Source organism: Coprococcus sp. AF16-22, from assembly GCF_003461545.1.
Taxonomy (GTDB): domain Bacteria; phylum Bacillota; class Clostridia; order Lachnospirales; family Lachnospiraceae; genus Coprococcus; species Coprococcus aceti.
This window is the reverse complement of sequence record NZ_QTXH01000009.1, coordinates 114,901-133,533: the sequence shown is the minus strand read 5'-3', so window position 1 is coordinate 133,533 and position 18,633 is coordinate 114,901. Positions and strand designations below refer to the sequence as shown.

Genomic DNA, 18,633 nt, shown 5'->3' with positions numbered 1-18,633 from the left:
TACAAGCACCAAAGAGAACACCAGTTTTATACACTAGTCAAATAATTCTATAATATTGACATGTAAAATTCATTTTTCCTGTCCCTGCCCTGCGGAAATGTCTTTCTGGCACCGGCTATGACCGCAGGATCCAGCTCCGCAACGAGCAGTCTGTCGCTCACCCTCTCCGCCATCTCATTGCCGTAGACATCATATATATGTGAGCTCGGGACATATCTCTCCCTTTTACCCATGCCCACTCTGTTCACGCCTATCACGTATGCCTGATTCTCAATGGCCCTCGCCCTGAGCAGCGCTTCCCACTGGGCAACTCTCTCCTCAGGCCAGTTGGCTATCACAAGTATGGCATCGTAAGAATCCCTCGCCGCCGAAAATATCTCCGGGAATCTGAGATCATAGCATATGTATCCGCCCAGCCTCAGATCCTTGACATTCGCCTGACAAATACGGCTGCCTGCCCGGTACACCCTGTCCTCACCGCTGAACGAAAAAGGATGTATCTTTGCGTAATCCATGATCACCTCATCACCGCTGACGATCGCCAGCTTATTTTCAAATACCTTCCTTCTGCTCTCATCAAACTCACCGCTTCCATCTGCCATGAAAGCTTCTATATAACCAAATACCATGGCCATATCGTATTTCCTGCTGTTCTCCATGAAAAACGAAACGCTCTCCGGTATCTCACCATCCCTGTACGCCTCCCACATGCGCGCGGGCATCATGGTAAATCCCGTCAGCGTCATCTCAGGAAACACCAAGAGCTCAACGCCATTCTCATATGCCTCCTGCATGACCTCAAGACAGTGCTCCCTGGCATACTCCTTATCCTCGTATCCAATATCGATCTCCGTGATTCCGACCTTTATCATATCCCGCCTCCTGTGTATACACTCTATATATCGTTCGAATTCTATATTAAGTATTTTACACAATAACGTGTGTTTTGCAAATGTTAACCTGCGCTCAAAATTTATGGTTGACATTCCTCTCATGTGTATATATAATGTCAACCATAGCCCTTGTGTATAGGTTAACAAATCCAGGCAGTATTCGTCATCAGCCCGTCGAAACTACCTGGATTTGTTGTGAATAAGCTGTACACAGGCATTACAATCATTGGAGGATTATTACAAATGAAAAAAGCATTTACCACTGTAGAGCTGGTCATGATGGCCATGTTCACTGCAATTCTGTGTGCATCCGCTTACCTGAGCATTCCAACACCGCTCCCTAACGCAGCACACATCACATTACTCAACTTTATGATAATTCTGATAGCTCTCGTATTTGAGCTCAGAGACTCAACGATCATAATAGCACTTTGGATGATCATGGGTGCCATCGGCGTTCCTGTATTCATCGGCGGAGGCGCAGGCCTTGGATATCTGTTCGGAGTATTCGGTGGATACACCTTCTCATTCATCATTGCATCAATCGTAGTCGGTCTCATCAAAGGCAAAAAGTACAAGAGACTTAAGTATACCATCGTTGCGATCATAGGTGTCGTGATCATTGATATCGTGGGAATGATCTGGTGGAAGTTCAACGGTAACCTCACATGGAAGGTTGCATTCTTATCAGGTTTCGTGGCATTCATTCCACTCGACCTCGTTAAGGCTGTCATCGCCGCACAGCTCGTTCCACTGTTCAAGAGACTTCTCCCTGAGAAGGACGACAAAGAGGCCAATGAACAGGCAAAAGAAGCCTGATTAATGGAAATACACAAACTTAAGTGCAATTATAGCTGTCGGCTATGATTGCACTTTTTTGTTACCATCTCGTTTAGTAAACATATTTACTAAAATTAAAAGGGTCACAAACCCGTATGTTATCATTTTTGCGGGTGATCGAATGCAGTATATGGAATTTAGCAAGGATAAAAAGTATATAGAAAGAATCCGTGGACTGCGGGAAGATCATGACTTTACACAACAATATGTTGCCCGCTATCTGAACACCTCACAAACCATGTACGCACGTTATGAAAGGGGCGCAAGCGCGCTGCCAATCCATCACCTTATATATCTCACCGAGTTATATAACGTGTCATCCGATTACATTCTTGGAATCACCAACAACCCTGTTCCATACGAAGAATATTACAGAGAAGCCGCTGTCACCGACCAGGATCCCAGATCACCGGGAAAATACAATATACACTGGAAGGGCAACAGCTAATTCTTTCCCGCACATTTGACCACTATCAACCTGTCACCGGCTTTCACGTCATCCCCCTCAAGGCTGTTGAGCTTTCTTATGGAATCAAGACTGGAATAATACTGTTTTGCGATCGACCATATGCTGTCACCGTCACGCACAACATAGCCCACTATACCTGGCGCCACCGCTTTCTTCTTCATATCGACCGGAGCCACCGTCATGTCATCGATAAGCTCTATCTCTTTCCGGGTAAATATGGTCATTCCCATATCCACTATGGCTTTTATCTCCACCTCGTCATTGCCCGGCAGCGCCGCCGTGATCTGATTGAGTGCAGGGGTAATCCTGATGGAATCCTGAGTTCTGAGCGGAACAGTCTCCACCCTGTATGAAAATGGAGCTACCACCTCCATCTGACACAGAGGTCTGCTGTCATCCGATGACACATAAAGAACTGCCGCCTTCACAGCACCCTCGACGACCACGGCGTCATCCGCCGGCCTGACATCGTCTATATCCACACTGCCCGTCACATTTACGATCTGGAGAATGGACGGCTGGCTGCTCTTGAGCCTCTCTTTCTTCACGACCCTCGTCTTTGCATTGTTTCTCATGAGAAGGTTCTCGTAGCTAAATCTGCTCCTGACGGGATCGACCTGCGCAGAATATGAGAACATATCCTTGAGAAGGTCTGCCTCCACGTCCTCGTACACCTTGATGTCCACATTGAGGCTGCTCTCCACCTGGAGTATCCTGTCCTCACCGCCGTCATTTGCACGCACGGACACCGAACCGCGGGATGCGGTTATCATATCGTCCAGTATCATATCCTCGTCTATTCCATCGCAGTTCACAGTGTCCTGGAACTCCCTCGTGGCGCTGACATACTGCACCGGAGCCACCTCGTCATCCGGCTTGTATATGACAAATATGTCCATCTTGCCGCTTATATGTACCCCCACGTCCGTGGCACGGCTCTCTATCTCCGAAAAGTTCACCTGATCCCACAGCACACGTCCGATATTCGGCTTATTTGCCGGGATCTCTATGTCCTCCTTTATCTTCATTATGTCTCTGGAAGACGCCGCAAGATTTGTAAAGCTTACCTTCTCCGTCATGCACTCTATACCAGAGCCGTTTGCTATGCCCACGGCGCCCTCTGCGGTGATCTGCTGGCACGCCCAGAGCTTCACGCCCACAAGCCCTCTCACCTCGTATTTTCTGGAATTTATCACGGTCACGTACAGATCCTCCAACACACCCTGTACGGAAACCTTATCTCCCAGCGACAGTTCATCCGCATTTATCGTCTCCTCAAATGGCAGCTCTCCGTCATGGCTCTCAAATGAATACCCCTCCCGGTCCGTCTGGTATAGGATGGCGTAGCTCACAGTTCCTGTGATGCGCGCCTTGCCCTCCATGACGTCTATGTTTTCTATCGTCACCTGTCCTTTGCTGGCTATCTGTCTGTCTATATCCCCCTTCACATCAGGGACATTGAAATCGTCATCCACGGTAAACTCAACATATTTTGCCGCCTTAAGATTCGTCGTTGTGATCCTGTTCTTAGTAAGCTCCATATTTTCCCCACCTTATTTTTTATGATATACCGTTCTACTTGAATACAACCGGAAGATCCATCTTCACTATCCTGACCACCATATAAGGAAATGATACATTGTCTCCCTTCACGCCATCCGTCGGAGTCGCCACCTGCCTTAAAACTCCCTTGATGTAAATGGCATTGTCGTCCTTGTACATCTCCTCCAGAGTCACCCCAACGTCATCCCTCTCCTGCATGCCCGCAGCGATGACTATATATGTATATGTGCTGTTTGAATATACGAGATTAAATGGGTTTTCCTTCTTTTTGTCTATGATGGTAACCAGTTCATCCGGCAGCATGGTCTCATCGCACACGTCATAGAGCAGCGGCTCACCACTGTCCGACACCTCAAACCTTGCACATCCAACGCAGAATATCATGAGCTCCAGTGCAACCACCAGCAGGAAGGTAAGTCTGCCCCACATTCTCCCTCTTAGAAACTCTTTTTCATTTTCCACATGTATCACCTCCGCCATTTGCTTTTTAAGGTGTCTGGCTGTCATTTTAAGCCACTTAACACACTTTGGTATAGTATATGTACCCTATTTGCTCTTTATGTCTGTAAGCGCAAAAAAGAGGCGGGATATCCTGTTTGATATCCCGCCTCCGTATCAGAAGCTCGTCCTTCTGTATATTATTCTGTCATTCTACTCTGCGTCTGCAGGTGCGCTCTTCTCAGCCTCGATCTCGGCCTCAGCCTCTGGTGTGACCTCGATTCCAAGCTCAGCGAGCTGCTTGTCGTCTACATAGTCAGGCGCATTTGTCATGAGACATGATGCATCCTTTACCTTAGGGAATGCGATTACGTCACGGATAGAATCCTGCTTTGCCATGAGCATGACCAGACGGTCAAGACCATAGGCAAGTCCTGCGTGAGGTGGTACTCCGTACTTGAACGCATCCAGAAGGAATCCGAATCTCTCGTGAGCCTCGGCCTTTGTAAAGCCAAGGCACTCGAACATCTTCTCCTGAATGTCATCCTGATGGATTCTGACTGAACCTCCACCGATCTCATTTCCGTTTAATACTATATCATAAGCCTTTGCACGAACCCTGCCCGGATCAGAATCGATGTACTGAAGATCCTCCTCCATAGGCATGGTAAATGGATGGTGCATAGCTGTGAATCTGTTCTCCTCGTCTGACCACTCAAGAAGTGGGAACTCTGTGATCCACACGAATCTGTATACATTCTTGTCCACAAGTCCCATGAGCTCTGCCAGATGGCATCTCAGTGCGCCGAGGACTGTCCATACGATCTTTGTCTTGTCCGCTGCGAACAGAAGCAGGTCGCCAGGCTTTCCATCCATGGCTGCCACAAGGGCGTTCATCTGCTCCTCTGTCATGAACTTGGCAAATGATGACTTGTAGCTTCCATCCTCGTTGATAACTATATATGCAAGTCCCTTTGCGCCGTATGTCTTTGCATACTCGATAAGGGCATCTATCTTCTTTCTAGGCATGCTTCCCTGTCCCTCGGCATTGATACCGCGGACTGTTCCGCCATTTGCAAGGGCACCTGTGAATACTCCGAACTCACAGTCCTTGACAACATCGCTGACATCCTTGAGCTCGAGTCCAAATCTGAGGTCAGGCTTATCTGAACCAAATCTGTCCATTGCCTCCTGCCATGTCATTCTCTGAATTGGAAGCTGGATGTCGAGATCAAGTATCTCCTTGAAGAGCTTTGCAAGAAGACGCTCATTTACATCGATTACATCGTCAACGTCAACAAATGAGAGCTCCATATCCATCTGGGTGAACTCCGGCTGTCTGTCTGCACGGAGATCCTCGTCACGGAAGCATCTTGCGATCTGGAAATATCTGTCGTAACCAGAGCACATAAGAAGCTGCTTGAAGAGCTGTGGTGACTGTGGCAGAGCGTAGAATGTACCAGGGTGTACACGGCTTGGCACAAGGTAATCTCTTGCTCCCTCTGGTGTTGACTTGGTCAGCATAGGTGTCTCTATCTCAAGGAATCCCTCATCTGCCATGAACTGTCTGGCGATGGTGGCTACCTTACTCTTCATGATAAGATTTCTCTGGAGGTCAGGACGTCTGAGATCGAGATATCTGTACTTGAGCCTTATCTCCTCCTTGGTCTTGCTGTTCTCCTCTATAGGGAATGGAGGTGTCTCTGCCTCTGACAGTATACGGAGGCTGCTTGCAACGACCTCGATGTCTCCTGTTGCAAGGTTCTCATTCACTGCACCCGCACGCTTGCACACTGTTCCCTCGATGGCTGCAACGAACTCTGAACGGAGCTTTCCTGCCTTCTCGAAGCACTCTGCGCCACACTGTGACTCCTCAAATATAACCTGTAATATTCCACTTCTATCTCGAAGATCTACAAAGATTATTCCACCTTTATTTCTGCTCTTCTGAACCCAGCCCATCACGGTAACTTTCTCACCTATGTTGGCACTGCTAACCTCTGTACATCTGTGGCTTCTCTTAAGCCCCTGCATAGATTCTGCCATCTTACGCTATCCTCCTAAAATTAAAAACTTTCCTTATGTCACTATACACTTTTTTCATTTTTCGTCAAGACCTGGAATATCGCCGTGAAGCACCTGATCCACCCTGCTCATGATGTCTGTGGTGTTGATCAGCCGCTGGAACGCCAGGAACGCCCTCATGTCGAAGTGTCTCACCTCATCTATCACCATTCCAAATGCCGTATCCGCGTCAAATGCCTTCCTGTATGGTCTGTCGCTGACCAGTGCACTGAACACATCGCACACTCTGATAAGTCTTGCGCCGAGTGGTATCTCCTCGCCCCGCATCCTGTACGGATATCCTGAGCCGTCATAGTTCTCATGGTGATAGTGCACCATATCCACTATGTCCTGATCGTAGCCCTCACGCTTAAGTATCTCCGCGCCAAGCTTGGCATGCAGCCTGACGTATCTCATCTCCTCGATCTTCATCGCACCCTGCCGCCGTCCATATATGTAAGGACTCACCTGCAGCTTGCCCACATCGTGCAGCATTCCCGCCACGGCAACCTTGTGTATGAATTCCTCATCGCAGCCCAGCTCCCTCGCCAGCTCAGATGCCAGTATACTCACACACATTCCATGGCGCACCGCATCATTCATATCAACTGAATAGCATTCTTCTGCATCCTTCTCCAATGCTAATCCCATATAAATCCCGCTTTCTTACGCTCGATCATCTCATCTATTCGAGCTATATAATCGTCTACACTCTTACAATTCTCTATTCTGTCTATACGTGTCCCCTCTGTCACTCCGTCATGTCCTGGTCTCACCACAAGCTTCGATGAGCTTCCGGCACCGAGACCGATGATGTCAGTCCTCTCCTCCATGATGAGTATATTGTACAGGCACTCAAGCCCCGGCTTCGAGTAACCCACGTTCTCCAGATTGCCGGTCATGTTCTTCTGTCTGTACAGATAGTATGGATCAAGCCCCATCTCAGCCGCCGCCCTCGTAACAGCACCAAGCTGGCTGTCTATATCCGACTTCAGGGTGTCACGGTATTTGTCCATCTCTATGTTCAGATTCGCCGCCCTCTTGATGGCAAGGGTGTGAACCGTCAGACTTTCAGGGGAAAGCTCCTTCACCTGTCTCAGCGTGTTCTCCACACTATCCGTGTCCTCTCTCGGAAGTCCCACTATCAGATCCATGTTGATGTTGTCAAAGCCCGCTCTCCGGGCATTCTCCATGGCTATGACCGTCTGCTCCGGCGTATGTGCCCTGCCTATGGTCCTTAATGTCTCCTCGTTCATGGTCTGTGGATTTATGCTTATACGCGTCACTCCGTGGCGCTTCATGACCTCAAGCTTGTCAAACGTGGTACTGTCCGGTCTGCCCGCTTCTATGGTGAACTCCCTCACCTGTGACAGGTCAAATGACTTCTCTATCATGCTGCAGAGTCTGTCCATATGCTCCGCAGATATGGATGACGGCGTTCCGCCTCCCACATATATTGATATGAGCCGTTTTCCGGAATATGCCTCCGCAACGTATGCCATCTCTTTCTCGACTGCGTCCAGATATGCATCCACCTTATTCTTATATACCGCGATCGGATATGAGGTAAATGAACAGTACAAACATCTTGTCGGACAGAACGGTATGCCTATATACAGACAGTATTCGTCCTCCTCCGCCACAGAGTCTATGATTTTCTTCTCCCTGTCAGCCACCGCCACTGCCAGCTCGGCTTTCTCACGGGAGGTTCCATATATCTCCTGGTAGTTTCCTATTATATCCTCTGAGGTCATACCGGCTTCCATATAAGACACAGCTATCTTCGTAGGTCTGATACCCGTCAGGGAGCCCCACGGAAGTCTGCGGCCTGTATACTCCGAAAGCATGTTGTATATCGCCAGCTTTAACGGATTCCTCACGGCACTCTTATCCCGGCAGTCGCCATCCACAGGGATCTGTGTGCTGCACGCCAAAGTCCGCTCTCCTCCGTCTGCTACAGAATACAGCTCTATATTTATTCTATTGTCATCTATATCCGCCACAAGCGCCTTGTCTATCTCCGCCTTAAGCTCCGGCTTTTTGTCAAATATCTCCGGAACCACTATTCTTTCACCGCCGTAGAAGGCCTGGAGACTCACCCGGAGATCATTGTTGTAATCTTCTATATTCTGTATCAGTAATATCATATTTCCACCATGATCCGCCCATCAGAAGAACGGATTCATCTTCTTCTCTTTTCTTATAAGTGTTGTCTCCCCGTGTCCAGGGTACACCACGGTATCATCAGGAAGCACAAACAGCTTCTCTCTTATGTTCTCGAGCAGCGCATGCTCATCACCTGTAGGGAAATCCGATCTTCCCACACTGTATTTGAACAGCGTATCCCCTGAGAACAGTATATTCTCTGACTCGAAGTAATAGCACATTCCGCCTCTGGTATGTCCCGACACACTGATGCATCTCATCTCAGTGCCAAGCAGCTTCTTCACACTGCCGTCGCTCAGATAGTGATCCGTCTCAGTCTCTATCACCTTTTCAAATACACTGGTCATCATCGCCGACAGGTTCACCCTGCTGTTGCCGAGAACTTCCTTCTCGTCCTCCGAAGCATATGTATCCGCACCTGTGAGCTTCTTCAGATCTCCCATCGCCGCCATGTGATCCACATGACCGTGAGTGAGATAAATGCCAACGCAGGTATACTCATTCTTCTTCAGTGTGTTGTATATATAATTCGCATTCCATGAAGGATCAATGACTATCGCCTCCCCGGTCTGCTCATTTGCCACTATATAACAATTCGTCTGGAATCCTCCCAGCTCACTTCTGATAACTTTTAATTCCGCCATATAAACCTTTCCGGCCATCAGCCCGTAGTTCTCTCTATATCAATTATATTATCAACATTCCTTATCTTGGCAATTATCGTATTCAACTGTTCCTTCGACTTGATCGCAAATGAGATCGTGATCGTAGCCTTGCCCTGCTTGCTTGTACGGCTGTTGATACTGTTTACGTTTATATTTGCCTCGCTGAGGATCTTGGTTATGTCAAATAATATGCCGTTTCTGTCATCTGCATATATATTTATCTCGGTCATGTATGTGTTCGATGCAACAGCGTCATCCTTCCACTCTGCCTCGATGACTCTGGCTCTGTCCGCCTCGCTCATGCACAACACATTTACACAGTCAGTACGGTGTATGGACACACCTCGTCCTCTGGTGATAAATCCTATGATCTCATCCCCCGGAACAGGTGAACAGCACTTGGAGAATCTCACGGCAACGTCATCTATGCCGTTTACGATTATTCCACCCTTGCCGGTATGGTTGCCATGGTTCTTCTTCACCGAATACTCGTCCAGAACCTCAGCGTTCGTGGCAGTCTGTGGCTTGTGCTCCTTGTTGTACTCATCAATCAGACGGTTTACTATCTGACCTTCCTTGATTCCGCCATGTCCAACGGCGGCAACTATGGAATCCCAATCCTGGAAATTGTACTTCTTGTATATCTTCTCCTGATACTCAGGCTTTGAGTACATGGAGTAGTCTATTCCCTTTGATTTGCAGTAGTTCAGTATGAGCTCTCTTCCGCGGCTGATATTCTCATCCTTGAGCTGATGCTTAAACCACTGGTTGATCTTTGTCCTCGCCTGTGTACTCTTGACTATATTCAGCCAGTCACGGCTTGGTCCTGTGGAGTTCTGTGAGGTTATGATCTCCACACGATCTCCGTTGTTGAGCTTGGTATCTATAGGAACCTGTCGTCCGTTGATCCTTGCACCGACCATCTTGTTGCCCACCGCCGTGTGAATGGCATAAGCAAAATCTATAGGTGTGGATCCGCTAGGAAGGTTCTTAACATCTCCGGCAGGAGTAAAGCAGTATACCTGTTCAGCAAAGAGATCAAGGTCAGTCTTGACAAAGCTCATGAACTCCTTGTTGTCATCGGTATCCCTCTGCCACTCAAGGATCTGACGGAGCCAGGAGAGCTTTTCCTCCTCCTTCTGCATGACCGTACCGGTTATGTTCTCCTTGTACTTCCAGTGCGCAGCGATACCATACTCAGCCGTTCTGTGCATCTCGTAGGTTCTTATCTGTATCTCAAATGGCTGTCCCTCAGGTCCGATCAGTGTGGTGTGAAGGGACTGGTACATGTTGGACTTAGGCATGGCTATGTAGTCCTTGAATCTTCCCGGAATAGGCTTGTACATCTCATGAATGATACCCAGTGCTGAGTAACAGTCCCTGACCGTATTCACCTTGATACGTACCGCAAATATATCGTATATCTGATCCAGAGTCTTGTTCTGGTTCTTCATCTTCTTATATATACTGAAGAAATGCTTTACTCTTCCGTCTATCTCAGCCTCAAGTCCGGCATTATCAATATGCTTCTTGACATCGGCAACGACCCTCTTGATATAAGCATCCCTCTCGGTAAGCTTCTCATCTATCTGCGCCTTGAGATCCTTGTACACATCCGGCATGAGGTACATCATGGACAGGTCATCCAGCTCGACCTTGATCTTGCTGATACCAAGTCTGTGTGCGATAGGCGCATATATATCCATGGTCTCTCTGGCCTTCTCTATCTGCTTCTCCGGTGACTGATACTGGAGGGTTCTCAGATTGTGGAGTCTGTCCGCCAGCTTTATCAGTATGACTCTGATATCCTTCGCCATGGAGAGGAACATCTTACGCAGATTCTCCGCCTGAACCTCTATCTTGTCCGTGGTCATCTTGAGCTGTGTCAGCTTCGTAACTCCATCCACAAGGAAAGCAACCTCCTCGGAGAACTCCGCTGCTATCTCCTCAGATGTCATGACTGTATCCTCAACGACATCGTGGAGTATCCCTGCCACTATCGTCTCCTTGTCGAGCTCAAGCTCTGCCAGGATTATGGCCACATTCAGAGGGTGCATGATATAAGGCTCCCCGGACTTTCTGAGCTGTCCCTTGTGGGCAGCGTCCGCCACCTTATATGCCTTCTCTATCATAGTGATGTCGGCAGATGGGTGATATGTGAGTATCCTTGAGATAAGCTCCTTATACAATTCCTCCGGCGGTGTAAAATCTGCCGGTGTGGACAGATCTATCTCTCTCTTCGCCTTCATCTGCTTATTCGCCTGCTCCTCCAGCTTTATAAGTTCATTCTGAGGAACATTCTTGCCAGACGCAAGAGCCTTCTCGATGGCTGCTATTCCATCCTTCGTGGCCTGCTCCGAGGTGATAACACCTGCTTCCGCAGCCCTCTTTGTCTCCTGAGCTATTATATTGTCCTGTGTCTTATCCAATGTCTCTCCCATATGCTCACCACACTTCCTGTTTTATTCTGCCCTGATCATTCGCCCTCAAACTGTACTACTGAAGCCACGTCATATTTGGAAAGTCTCTCTCTTCCCTTCAGGTCTGTCAGCTCTATGAGGAATACCATCTTGACTACTATTCCGCCAAGGCTCTCTATAAGCTTAGCCGCAGCCTCTATGGTTCCACCTGTTGCAATAAGATCATCCACCAGCACAACCTTCTCACCCGGCTTGATGGAATCCTTATGTATCTCTATAGTAGCCTGTCCATACTCAAGATCGTAAGACATCTCCACGGTCTCTCTTGGAAGCTTGCCCTTCTTTCTCACGAGAACAAGTCCCTTGCCGTTCTTGTATGCCAGCGGTGCTCCAAATATAAATCCTCTGGACTCTGCTCCGGCGATGACATCGTAATCTACTCCCTCCAGCAGCTTGTCCATCTCATCGATGGCCAGCTTCATGCCCTCAGGATCCTCTGTTACACTTGTCACATCCCTGAATATGATTCCCGGCTGTGGAAAATCAGGAATACTCTTGATATACTTTTCTACCTCACTCATCTTACGTCCTCCTGTATGATATATATTACAAATGTACTTAATAGTATTCTCATCAAAGTCAGCTTATATTCCCTTGTTATAGGCCTCCATCTTCATCTGGAGTGAACGTCTTCCCATATATTCATTGATGCTCGGATAGTATGCGACATCTATCACTACGGCGTTCGGCTGACCATTTAACATTTTAACACATTCATCCTCTCCAAACCACTGTTTTATGTTATTCACAAATGTATCCGGATCAAAATCTATGGCATCCACGCACCTTCCGTACCCGGTATCAAGCTGGAGCTTCAGAAGATTTTTGTTTCTTCCAAGTATCTGCGCCCTTCGCACCGGTACTGCCGCCTGTGCAAACAGCGGTTTCCTGTTACCCTTTCCGTATGGTTCAAGCCTCTCGATCTGTTCCGTCAGCTCTATGCTGTTGTACGCCAGCGGCATGGCCACATCTATCATCAGCTTAGGTGTTATATCTTCATCCGTCAGCACCGCCGCTTCATTGAGCTTCCGCCTCAGCTCGTCAAGCCTCTCCTTCTCTATGGAAAAGCCCGCCGCCATGGCATGTCCGCCAAATGCAGTGAACATCTCCCGGAACCGGTTCAGCTCCTCGAACATGTTGTAGCTGTCTATGGATCTTCCCGATCCTTTCAGTATCCCCGGCGTCTCTGCATCCGTGAACACCATCACAGGTCTTGTGTATGCCTCCTTGAGCCTGCTGGCGATTATTCCCACAACGCTCTCATGTACAGCCGGTATATACACCACAAGTACCTTGTCCGCAAGGGTAGCCGCCTGTCCGAACTCTCCGTTCACAGTGGCTGTCTCAAGCATATCTGTGATATGCCGGGCTCCGGCCTCCGTCATGCTCTTTCTCTCATTGTTGACAGCCAGCAGTTCCCTAGCCCTTGCCTCGGCGACATTTGGATCTCTCTCAAGCAAGAACTCAAGGCTCTGTTTCGCATCCCCCAGTCTTCCCGCCGCATTGATGCACGGCCCTATCAGAAATCCCAGATCATACGTTGATATCTTCTTCTCATTTCTGCCGCTGAGCATCATGAGGGCATTCAGACCCGGATTGCGGCTGTCCTTCAGGCTTTCAAGGGCATATTTTACATAGAGTCTGTTCTCATCCACCAGATCCATCATGTCACAGTTGGTAGCCAGCCCCAGGATCTCCATGAATTCATTTACCTCGCTCTCGGCTATCCCGCATATCCTGTACATGTACTGGATGAGCTTGAACGCAACGCCGGCCCCGCACAGCCCCTTGAATGGATATTCACAGTCCTGCCTCTGATTGTCTATGACCGCATCCGCCTGGGGCAGCATATATACCCGCTCGCCGCCATCACTCTCCTCAAATGGGATCTGATGGTGATCCGTGACGATGACCGTAAGCCCACGCTCCTTCGCATATCTCACCTGTTCTATCGCCGCTATTCCATTGTCGCAGGTTATGATAGTATCAACACCATCCGATATGGCGGCATCTAAAAGTCTTTTATTTATTCCGTATCCATCATGCACTCGATGTGGAATGTCGTAATCCACCACGGTGCAATCATCAGCGCAGCTTCCGTGCAGCGCCGCCCATGTTCTCCGAAGGCCGAGAAGCAATATATAATTGGAGGTAACCCCGTCCACGTCGTAGTCCGAGATTATCCTTATCCTCCTGTTATCACTGAGCTTTTCCTTTATTATCTCACCGGCTTCCACCATATCCTTCATCAGTGCCGGATCGTGCATGGAATCCCAGCCGCCATCAAGGTACATAGCTATGGCTTTCTCCCCGGTGACTCCTCTGTTCGTGATAACCCTCGCCACAACAGGACTCACACCGAACCTCTCGCCTATGGCATTAAAGTCCGCTCTTTTGCCCGCCACTCTCCACTCTGGCTTCTTCACATATTTATCTATTATATCCTTCTGCTCCGGTGTCAATGTCATCTTCTGTTCTCCGTATCATTTTATCGCAGGAACATATCCGCATCCCTGCTGTATCCATCCACATATTTTAGCAGACGCATTATGGTATTACCAGTGTAAATGCCGCCATTTTGCCTGTAAATGTTGACATTTCACCTGTTATGTCTATTTGCTTTTTATTGTATAAATGTTATAATAAATATACATTTTGAATATATCTTTTGTGCATTTTGATGGCAGTATCTGAAAGTTCTATCACAAATGCGCAGTGCAAAGGAGGAGATATTTTTATGGCAAACAGATTCGTACTCAATGAAACCTCTTACCACGGAGCGGGTGCCATCGCTGAGATCGCCACAGAGGCAGTCGGCAGAGGCTTCGCCAAGGCTCTTGTGTGCTCAGATCCTGATCTGATCAAGTTCGGTGTGACCAAGAAGGTCACCGATGTTCTGGACGGTGCAGGACTTGCATACGAGATCTATTCCAACATCAAGCCAAACCCTACTATAGAGAACGTGCAGCAGGGTGTGGCCGCATTTAAGGCTGCTGAGGCAGATTACATCATCGCCATAGGCGGCGGATCATCCATGGACACTGCCAAGGGTATCGGCATAGTTATTGCCAACCCTGATTTTGCAGACATCAGAAGCCTGGAGGGTGTTGCACCTACAAAGAATAAATCAGTTCCTATATTTGCAGTTCCAACTACAGCCGGAACCGCAGCAGAGGTAACTATCAACTACGTCATCACAGATGTTGAGAAGAACCGCAAGATGGTATGTGTTGATCCTAAGGACATTCCTGTTGTGGCATTTGTCGATCCTGAGATGATGAGCTCCATGCCAAAGGGACTCACAGCAGCCACAGGTATGGATGCACTGACACACGCAATCGAGGGTTACATCACCGCAGCCGCATGGGAGCTGTCAGACATGTTCCACCTCAAGGCAATCGAGATCATCAGCCGTTCACTCAGAGGGGCTGTTGCCAATACGCCTGAGGGCCGTGCTGATATGGCGCTGGGCCAGTATGTTGCAGGCATGGGCTTCTCAAATGTAGGTCTTGGAATCGTTCATTCCATGGCTCATCCACTGGGAGCTCTGTATGACACACCTCACGGTGTTGCAAATGCCATCATTCTCCCAACTGTCATGGAGTACAACGCAGAGGCTACCGGCGAGAAGTACCGCGAGATAGCAAGAGCCATGGGCGTCAAGGGCGTAGACGACATGACCCAGGAAGAATACAGAAAAGCTGCAGTTGACGCAGTACGCCAGTTGTCCATCGATGTAGGCATTCCTACAGACCTTAAAGACATTGTAAAGCCAGAGGATATTCCATTCCTGGCACAGTCAGCCTACGATGACGCATGTCGTCCGGGCAATCCAAAGGAGACTAGCGTGGAGGATATCACCAAGCTCTACGAGTCATTGATCTAACTGACCCATTAGATCAAAATATGTCAGTCCTTTGCCGGGACTTACATATTATATATGGGACCTCACCAGTCCCCTTAAACCCCTAAAAACTAACTAAAAGAACTCCTGTTACAGAGATTTTGCTCTCTCTGCATCAGGAGTTCTTTTTTTGTTCGTCGGATCCATCTGTCATGCTCTGATGGACTCAAGAATATACTCTTGAAACTCATTCATATTCTTAAATATAAAATCTGCCTTATCCCTCATCTCATCATCCGGCTGCACGAGGTCCGGGATCATGGCAATCTTCATCCCTGCCGCATATGCTGCTCTGACTCCGTTGTATGAGTCCTCCACCGCCCATGCACTCTCCGACTCAACTCCAAGCTCTTCACAGGCCTTCAGGAATATATCCGGTGCGGGTTTGCTCCGATCTACCATGTCTCCACATACAAGCTTGTCGAAGTAATCTATCACCCCGAGGTTGATGAGCTCCATGGTGACTACCTCTTTTCTGGTGGATGTGGCAAGGGCACATGGTATGCAATTATCCCTGAGCATCTTCAGCATGTCCGTAACTCCCGGCTTCAGCACAAGCTCTCCCTCTGCCGCTGCCCGGTGGAATTCCGCCGCCATCTCAACCTTGAGGCTCTCATATCTCTCCTCATCCAATGTATCCTGTCCTTCACCACATCTTCCTTTGTACATCTGCACGAACAGCTTCTTCGCCGCCTCACGGTTGAGTCCAAGGGCAGCCATACAGAAGCTCTCTATGTCCTCTATGCCATATTTGTCCGCTGTCTTCTGCCAGCTCTTGACAACCAATTGTTCTGAATCGAGGATGACTCCATCCATATCAAACACCACTGCTTTACAATTCATATCTCTTCCATCTCCCAATAATACAACAGGCTTCCACAGCATCTCTGCCATGGAAGCCTGTTATAATCTGTCATCTGACATCCGTCCGATAACTTTATTCTATTAAGCATCTTTTTCTGTCTTACCAAGCTTTGTCTTCATGTAGTACCAGAGTGGTCCTGTGATACATACTGAAGAGTAAGCACCGATAACTACACCAGCCATAAGTGTGAGAGCGAACTCCTTGATAGAAGCTACACCCATGATATACAGAACGAATATTGTCACAAATGTTGTGAGTGATGTATATATTGTTCTGCTGAAGGTCTGGTTGATACTCAGGTTGACTATATCCTTGTATGTGGCCTTCTTAGGCTTCATAACACCTATATTCTCTCTTACACGGTCGAATATGATGATAGTAGCATTGATCGAGTAACCAACTATGGTGAGCAGACATGCGATACATGTGTTACCAACTGTAAGTCTCAGTATAATATACAGACAGAATACCATCGCAACATCGTGGAGAAGTGCGATAACTGCACTTGCACCAAACTTCACATCATGGAATCTGATAGCAATGTATATAAGCATCAGGATAGCTGCAAGGATGACTGAGAATATAGCGTTCTTGGACATCTCGCTGCTGACCGATCCACTTATTACATTTGCCTCCTTGACATCTGCGCCAAGCTTGTCTGTGAGTGCGCTGCGCACCTTGGACATCTGTGAGTCATCTGTTCCGTCATCTGAAAGTTCAGGCATCTTGAACACGATCTCATTTGTTCCGGATACTGTCTGAACTGATATTCCCGCCTCGCCGATACCGGCTGCCTCTGCAATGACAGGAACTATATCTTTCTCAGCCTCGCTAAGTGAGTACTCTTTGTCAAAACCTACTGTAAGGCTTGTACCGCCTGCAAACTCAACACTGAAGTTAAGTGGTGAACCCTTTGACTTATTATTAACAGGCATCATACAGAAGCATGCGATGATCACAATGAGTGATCCGAGCATACAGAACTTACCTGCCTTCACGAAGTTTGTCTTCTTTGGCTCTCTTGCAACGCCGAAATACTTGGCATCTGTAACGCCGAGATTTACAAGCGCTGTGAGCAGTGACTGACTGACTGCCAGAGCTGTGAATACTGAAAGAACAACACCGATAGCCAGTGTGATCGCAAATCCCTTGATAGTACCTGTTCCGAATATTCCAAGTACAAGAGCTGCTATAAGTGTTGTAACGTTACCATCTATGATGGCTGACAGGGCATTATGGAAACCACCCTTTACAGCCTGCTTTACGGACTTGCCATCCGCCAGCTCCTCTTTGATACGCGTGAATATGATTACGTTGGCATCGACCGCCATACCTACTGACAGGATAACACCAGCTATACCAGGAAGTGTCAGTGTTACGTTGAACAGATTGAGTACCAGCAGATCAAGTATTGTGTAGAATGCCAGAGCAAATGATGCCACAAGACCTGGGATCCTGAATACTATGATCATGATAAGAAATACAAGTGCAATACCGATCGCACCTGCCTTAAGGCTTGTGCTGATGGCATCTGATCCAAGTGTAGCACCTACTATATTGGAACGAACCTGCTTAAGTGTAAGAGGAAGTGCACCGATACGGATAGTAGTAGCAAGCTGCTCGGCCTCCTCGTAGCTTCCGATCTTGTTGATTTCTGCGCTTCCGCCTGTGATAGCACTCTGAACAGTTGGAGCGCTTACAACCTTATTGTCATATATAATATATACGATTTTTCCTACATTCGCTGATGTTACATCTGCAAACTTCTGTGCACCTGCATCTGTGAACACAAGCTGTACCACGTTGTCGTTACCATTGTCTGAATCGATTCCGGCTGTGGCATTCTTGATGTCATCTCCTGTAAGAGCAGCCTCATACTCCTGTCCCTGTGACCACTTTGTGTAGTTGTCAGGATCAAGGAACTCAAGCTTTCCCTCAATATTCAAAGCCTCAAGTATCTCATCCGCATTGGTAACTCCAGGTATCTCTGCTGTGATCTTCTTATCTCCATCCTCGTATACTGAGTACTCGTTGGTATATGCCTCAACTCGTTTCTCAATCTTATACTTGGTATCCTCGAGATCTTTGTCACTGTAATCGTCTTCCTGAATCTCGTAAGTTACACTCAGACCGCCTTTAAGGTCAAGTCCAAGCTTGATGTACTCAACTTTACCTCTGTCCGCAACACCGAATATCGCTGTATATATAGCAACACCCAGTACAAGCAGAAAGGCTATGATGACGAGCACAGCATTTCTCTTTGTCTTCTTCATCGTCTTCTCCTTT

General features: G+C 47.9%; 15 protein-coding genes. 3 read left to right on the top strand and 12 right to left on the bottom strand.

The window, feature by feature from the left end; all coding sequences use genetic code 11:
• Positions 1 to 47: 47 nt before the first annotated feature.
• Positions 48 to 872, bottom strand: a complete 825-nt coding sequence (locus tag DWW60_RS10555) for a nitrilase-related carbon-nitrogen hydrolase (protein ID WP_022217478.1) — start codon at positions 870 to 872, stop codon at positions 48 to 50.
• A 264-nt stretch (positions 873 to 1,136) separates the two neighbouring features.
• Between DWW60_RS10555 and DWW60_RS10550 the strand changes: the two genes are divergently transcribed.
• Both DWW60_RS10550 and DWW60_RS10545 read left to right on the top strand, forming a co-directional pair.
• Positions 1,137 to 1,712 carry a biotin transporter BioY gene (locus DWW60_RS10550; protein ID WP_015534320.1) on the top strand — a complete coding sequence of 192 codons (576 nt, stop codon included), beginning with the start codon at positions 1,137 to 1,139 and terminating at the stop codon, positions 1,710 to 1,712.
• Between the two features lie 151 nt (positions 1,713 to 1,863).
• Positions 1,864 to 2,181, top strand: coding sequence for a helix-turn-helix domain-containing protein (locus DWW60_RS10545; protein WP_117875344.1), 318 nt, complete (start codon positions 1,864 to 1,866; stop codon positions 2,179 to 2,181).
• Here DWW60_RS10545 and DWW60_RS10540 read toward each other — a convergent pair.
• The 9 genes from DWW60_RS10540 to recJ form a co-directional block, all read right to left on the bottom strand.
• A complete protein-coding gene (locus tag DWW60_RS10540; RefSeq protein ID WP_055271962.1) occupies positions 2,178 to 3,743 on the bottom strand; it encodes a DUF3794 and LysM peptidoglycan-binding domain-containing protein in 1,566 nt (521 codons plus the stop codon). The two genes, DWW60_RS10545 and DWW60_RS10540, sit on opposite strands and share 4 nt — an antisense overlap.
• A 34-nt stretch (positions 3,744 to 3,777) precedes the next feature.
• Positions 3,778 to 4,227 carry a protease complex subunit PrcB family protein gene (locus DWW60_RS10535; protein WP_238051193.1) on the bottom strand — a complete coding sequence of 150 codons (450 nt, stop codon included), beginning with the start codon at positions 4,225 to 4,227 and terminating at the stop codon, positions 3,778 to 3,780.
• Between the two features lie 189 nt (positions 4,228 to 4,416).
• Positions 4,417 to 6,249 (bottom strand): aspartate--tRNA ligase, encoded by a 1,833-nt coding sequence (aspS, locus tag DWW60_RS10530; protein WP_055146156.1) that lies wholly within the window; start codon positions 6,247 to 6,249, stop codon positions 4,417 to 4,419.
• A 54-nt stretch (positions 6,250 to 6,303) separates the two neighbouring features.
• Positions 6,304 to 6,918: an HD-GYP domain-containing protein gene (locus DWW60_RS10525; RefSeq protein ID WP_022217474.1), complete on the bottom strand. Its 615-nt coding sequence runs from the start codon at positions 6,916 to 6,918 to the stop codon at positions 6,304 to 6,306.
• On the bottom strand, positions 6,909 to 8,414 hold the full coding sequence (gene hemZ, locus DWW60_RS10520) for a coproporphyrinogen dehydrogenase HemZ (RefSeq protein ID WP_117875338.1): 1,506 nt from the start codon (positions 8,412 to 8,414) through the stop codon (positions 6,909 to 6,911). Before hemZ ends, DWW60_RS10525 begins: the two co-directional genes overlap by 10 nt.
• 21 nt (positions 8,415 to 8,435) lie before the next feature.
• Positions 8,436 to 9,077 (bottom strand): MBL fold metallo-hydrolase, encoded by a 642-nt coding sequence (locus tag DWW60_RS10515; RefSeq protein ID WP_070098441.1) that lies wholly within the window; start codon positions 9,075 to 9,077, stop codon positions 8,436 to 8,438.
• A 17-nt stretch (positions 9,078 to 9,094) separates the two neighbouring features.
• A complete protein-coding gene (locus DWW60_RS10510) occupies positions 9,095 to 11,539 on the bottom strand; it encodes a RelA/SpoT family protein (RefSeq protein ID WP_015534327.1) in 2,445 nt (814 codons plus the stop codon).
• Between the two features lie 35 nt (positions 11,540 to 11,574).
• On the bottom strand, positions 11,575 to 12,099 hold the full coding sequence (locus DWW60_RS10505; protein ID WP_015534328.1) for an adenine phosphoribosyltransferase: 525 nt from the start codon (positions 12,097 to 12,099) through the stop codon (positions 11,575 to 11,577).
• A 63-nt stretch (positions 12,100 to 12,162) separates the two neighbouring features.
• Positions 12,163 to 14,046: a single-stranded-DNA-specific exonuclease RecJ gene (gene recJ / locus DWW60_RS10500; RefSeq protein WP_117875337.1), complete on the bottom strand. Its 1,884-nt coding sequence runs from the start codon at positions 14,044 to 14,046 to the stop codon at positions 12,163 to 12,165.
• Between the two features lie 269 nt (positions 14,047 to 14,315).
• On the opposite strand from recJ, the gene fucO reads away from it, so the two are divergent.
• A complete protein-coding gene (fucO, locus tag DWW60_RS10495) occupies positions 14,316 to 15,464 on the top strand; it encodes a lactaldehyde reductase (RefSeq protein ID WP_015534330.1) in 1,149 nt (382 codons plus the stop codon).
• Between the two features lie 168 nt (positions 15,465 to 15,632).
• On the opposite strand, the gene DWW60_RS10490 is transcribed toward fucO, so the two are convergent.
• Positions 15,633 to 16,325, bottom strand: coding sequence for an HAD family hydrolase (locus tag DWW60_RS10490; RefSeq protein ID WP_071849498.1), 693 nt, complete (start codon positions 16,323 to 16,325; stop codon positions 15,633 to 15,635).
• A gap of 102 nt (positions 16,326 to 16,427) precedes the next feature.
• Positions 16,428 to 18,620 (bottom strand): protein translocase subunit SecD, encoded by a 2,193-nt coding sequence (gene secD / locus DWW60_RS10485; RefSeq protein WP_117875336.1) that lies wholly within the window; start codon positions 18,618 to 18,620, stop codon positions 16,428 to 16,430.
• Positions 18,621 to 18,633: the final 13 nt, after the last annotated feature.

Excerpts from the sequence above, each read along its gene's own strand:
- DWW60_RS10555 (WP_022217478.1), bottom strand. The coding sequence starts at position 872 with ATGATAAAGGTCGGAATCACGGAGATCGATATTGGATACGAGGATAAG.
- DWW60_RS10550 (WP_015534320.1), top strand. The coding sequence starts at position 1,137 with ATGAAAAAAGCATTTACCACTGTAGAGCTGGTCATGATGGCCATGTTC.
- DWW60_RS10545 (WP_117875344.1), top strand. The coding sequence starts at position 1,864 with ATGGAATTTAGCAAGGATAAAAAGTATATAGAAAGAATCCGTGGACTG.
- DWW60_RS10540 (WP_055271962.1), bottom strand. The coding sequence starts at position 3,743 with ATGGAGCTTACTAAGAACAGGATCACAACGACGAATCTTAAGGCGGCA.
- aspS (WP_055146156.1), bottom strand. The coding sequence starts at position 6,249 with ATGGCAGAATCTATGCAGGGGCTTAAGAGAAGCCACAGATGTACAGAG.
- DWW60_RS10525 (WP_022217474.1), bottom strand. The coding sequence starts at position 6,918 with ATGGGATTAGCATTGGAGAAGGATGCAGAAGAATGCTATTCAGTTGAT.
- hemZ (WP_117875338.1), bottom strand. The coding sequence starts at position 8,414 with ATGATATTACTGATACAGAATATAGAAGATTACAACAATGATCTCCGG.
- DWW60_RS10515 (WP_070098441.1), bottom strand. The coding sequence starts at position 9,077 with ATGGCGGAATTAAAAGTTATCAGAAGTGAGCTGGGAGGATTCCAGACG.
- DWW60_RS10510 (WP_015534327.1), bottom strand. The coding sequence starts at position 11,539 with ATGGGAGAGACATTGGATAAGACACAGGACAATATAATAGCTCAGGAG.
- DWW60_RS10505 (WP_015534328.1), bottom strand. The coding sequence starts at position 12,099 with ATGAGTGAGGTAGAAAAGTATATCAAGAGTATTCCTGATTTTCCACAG.
- recJ (WP_117875337.1), bottom strand. The coding sequence starts at position 14,046 with ATGACATTGACACCGGAGCAGAAGGATATAATAGATAAATATGTGAAG.
- fucO (WP_015534330.1), top strand. The coding sequence starts at position 14,316 with ATGGCAAACAGATTCGTACTCAATGAAACCTCTTACCACGGAGCGGGT.
- DWW60_RS10490 (WP_071849498.1), bottom strand. The coding sequence starts at position 16,325 with ATGAATTGTAAAGCAGTGGTGTTTGATATGGATGGAGTCATCCTCGAT.
- secD (WP_117875336.1), bottom strand. The coding sequence starts at position 18,620 with ATGAAGAAGACAAAGAGAAATGCTGTGCTCGTCATCATAGCCTTTCTG.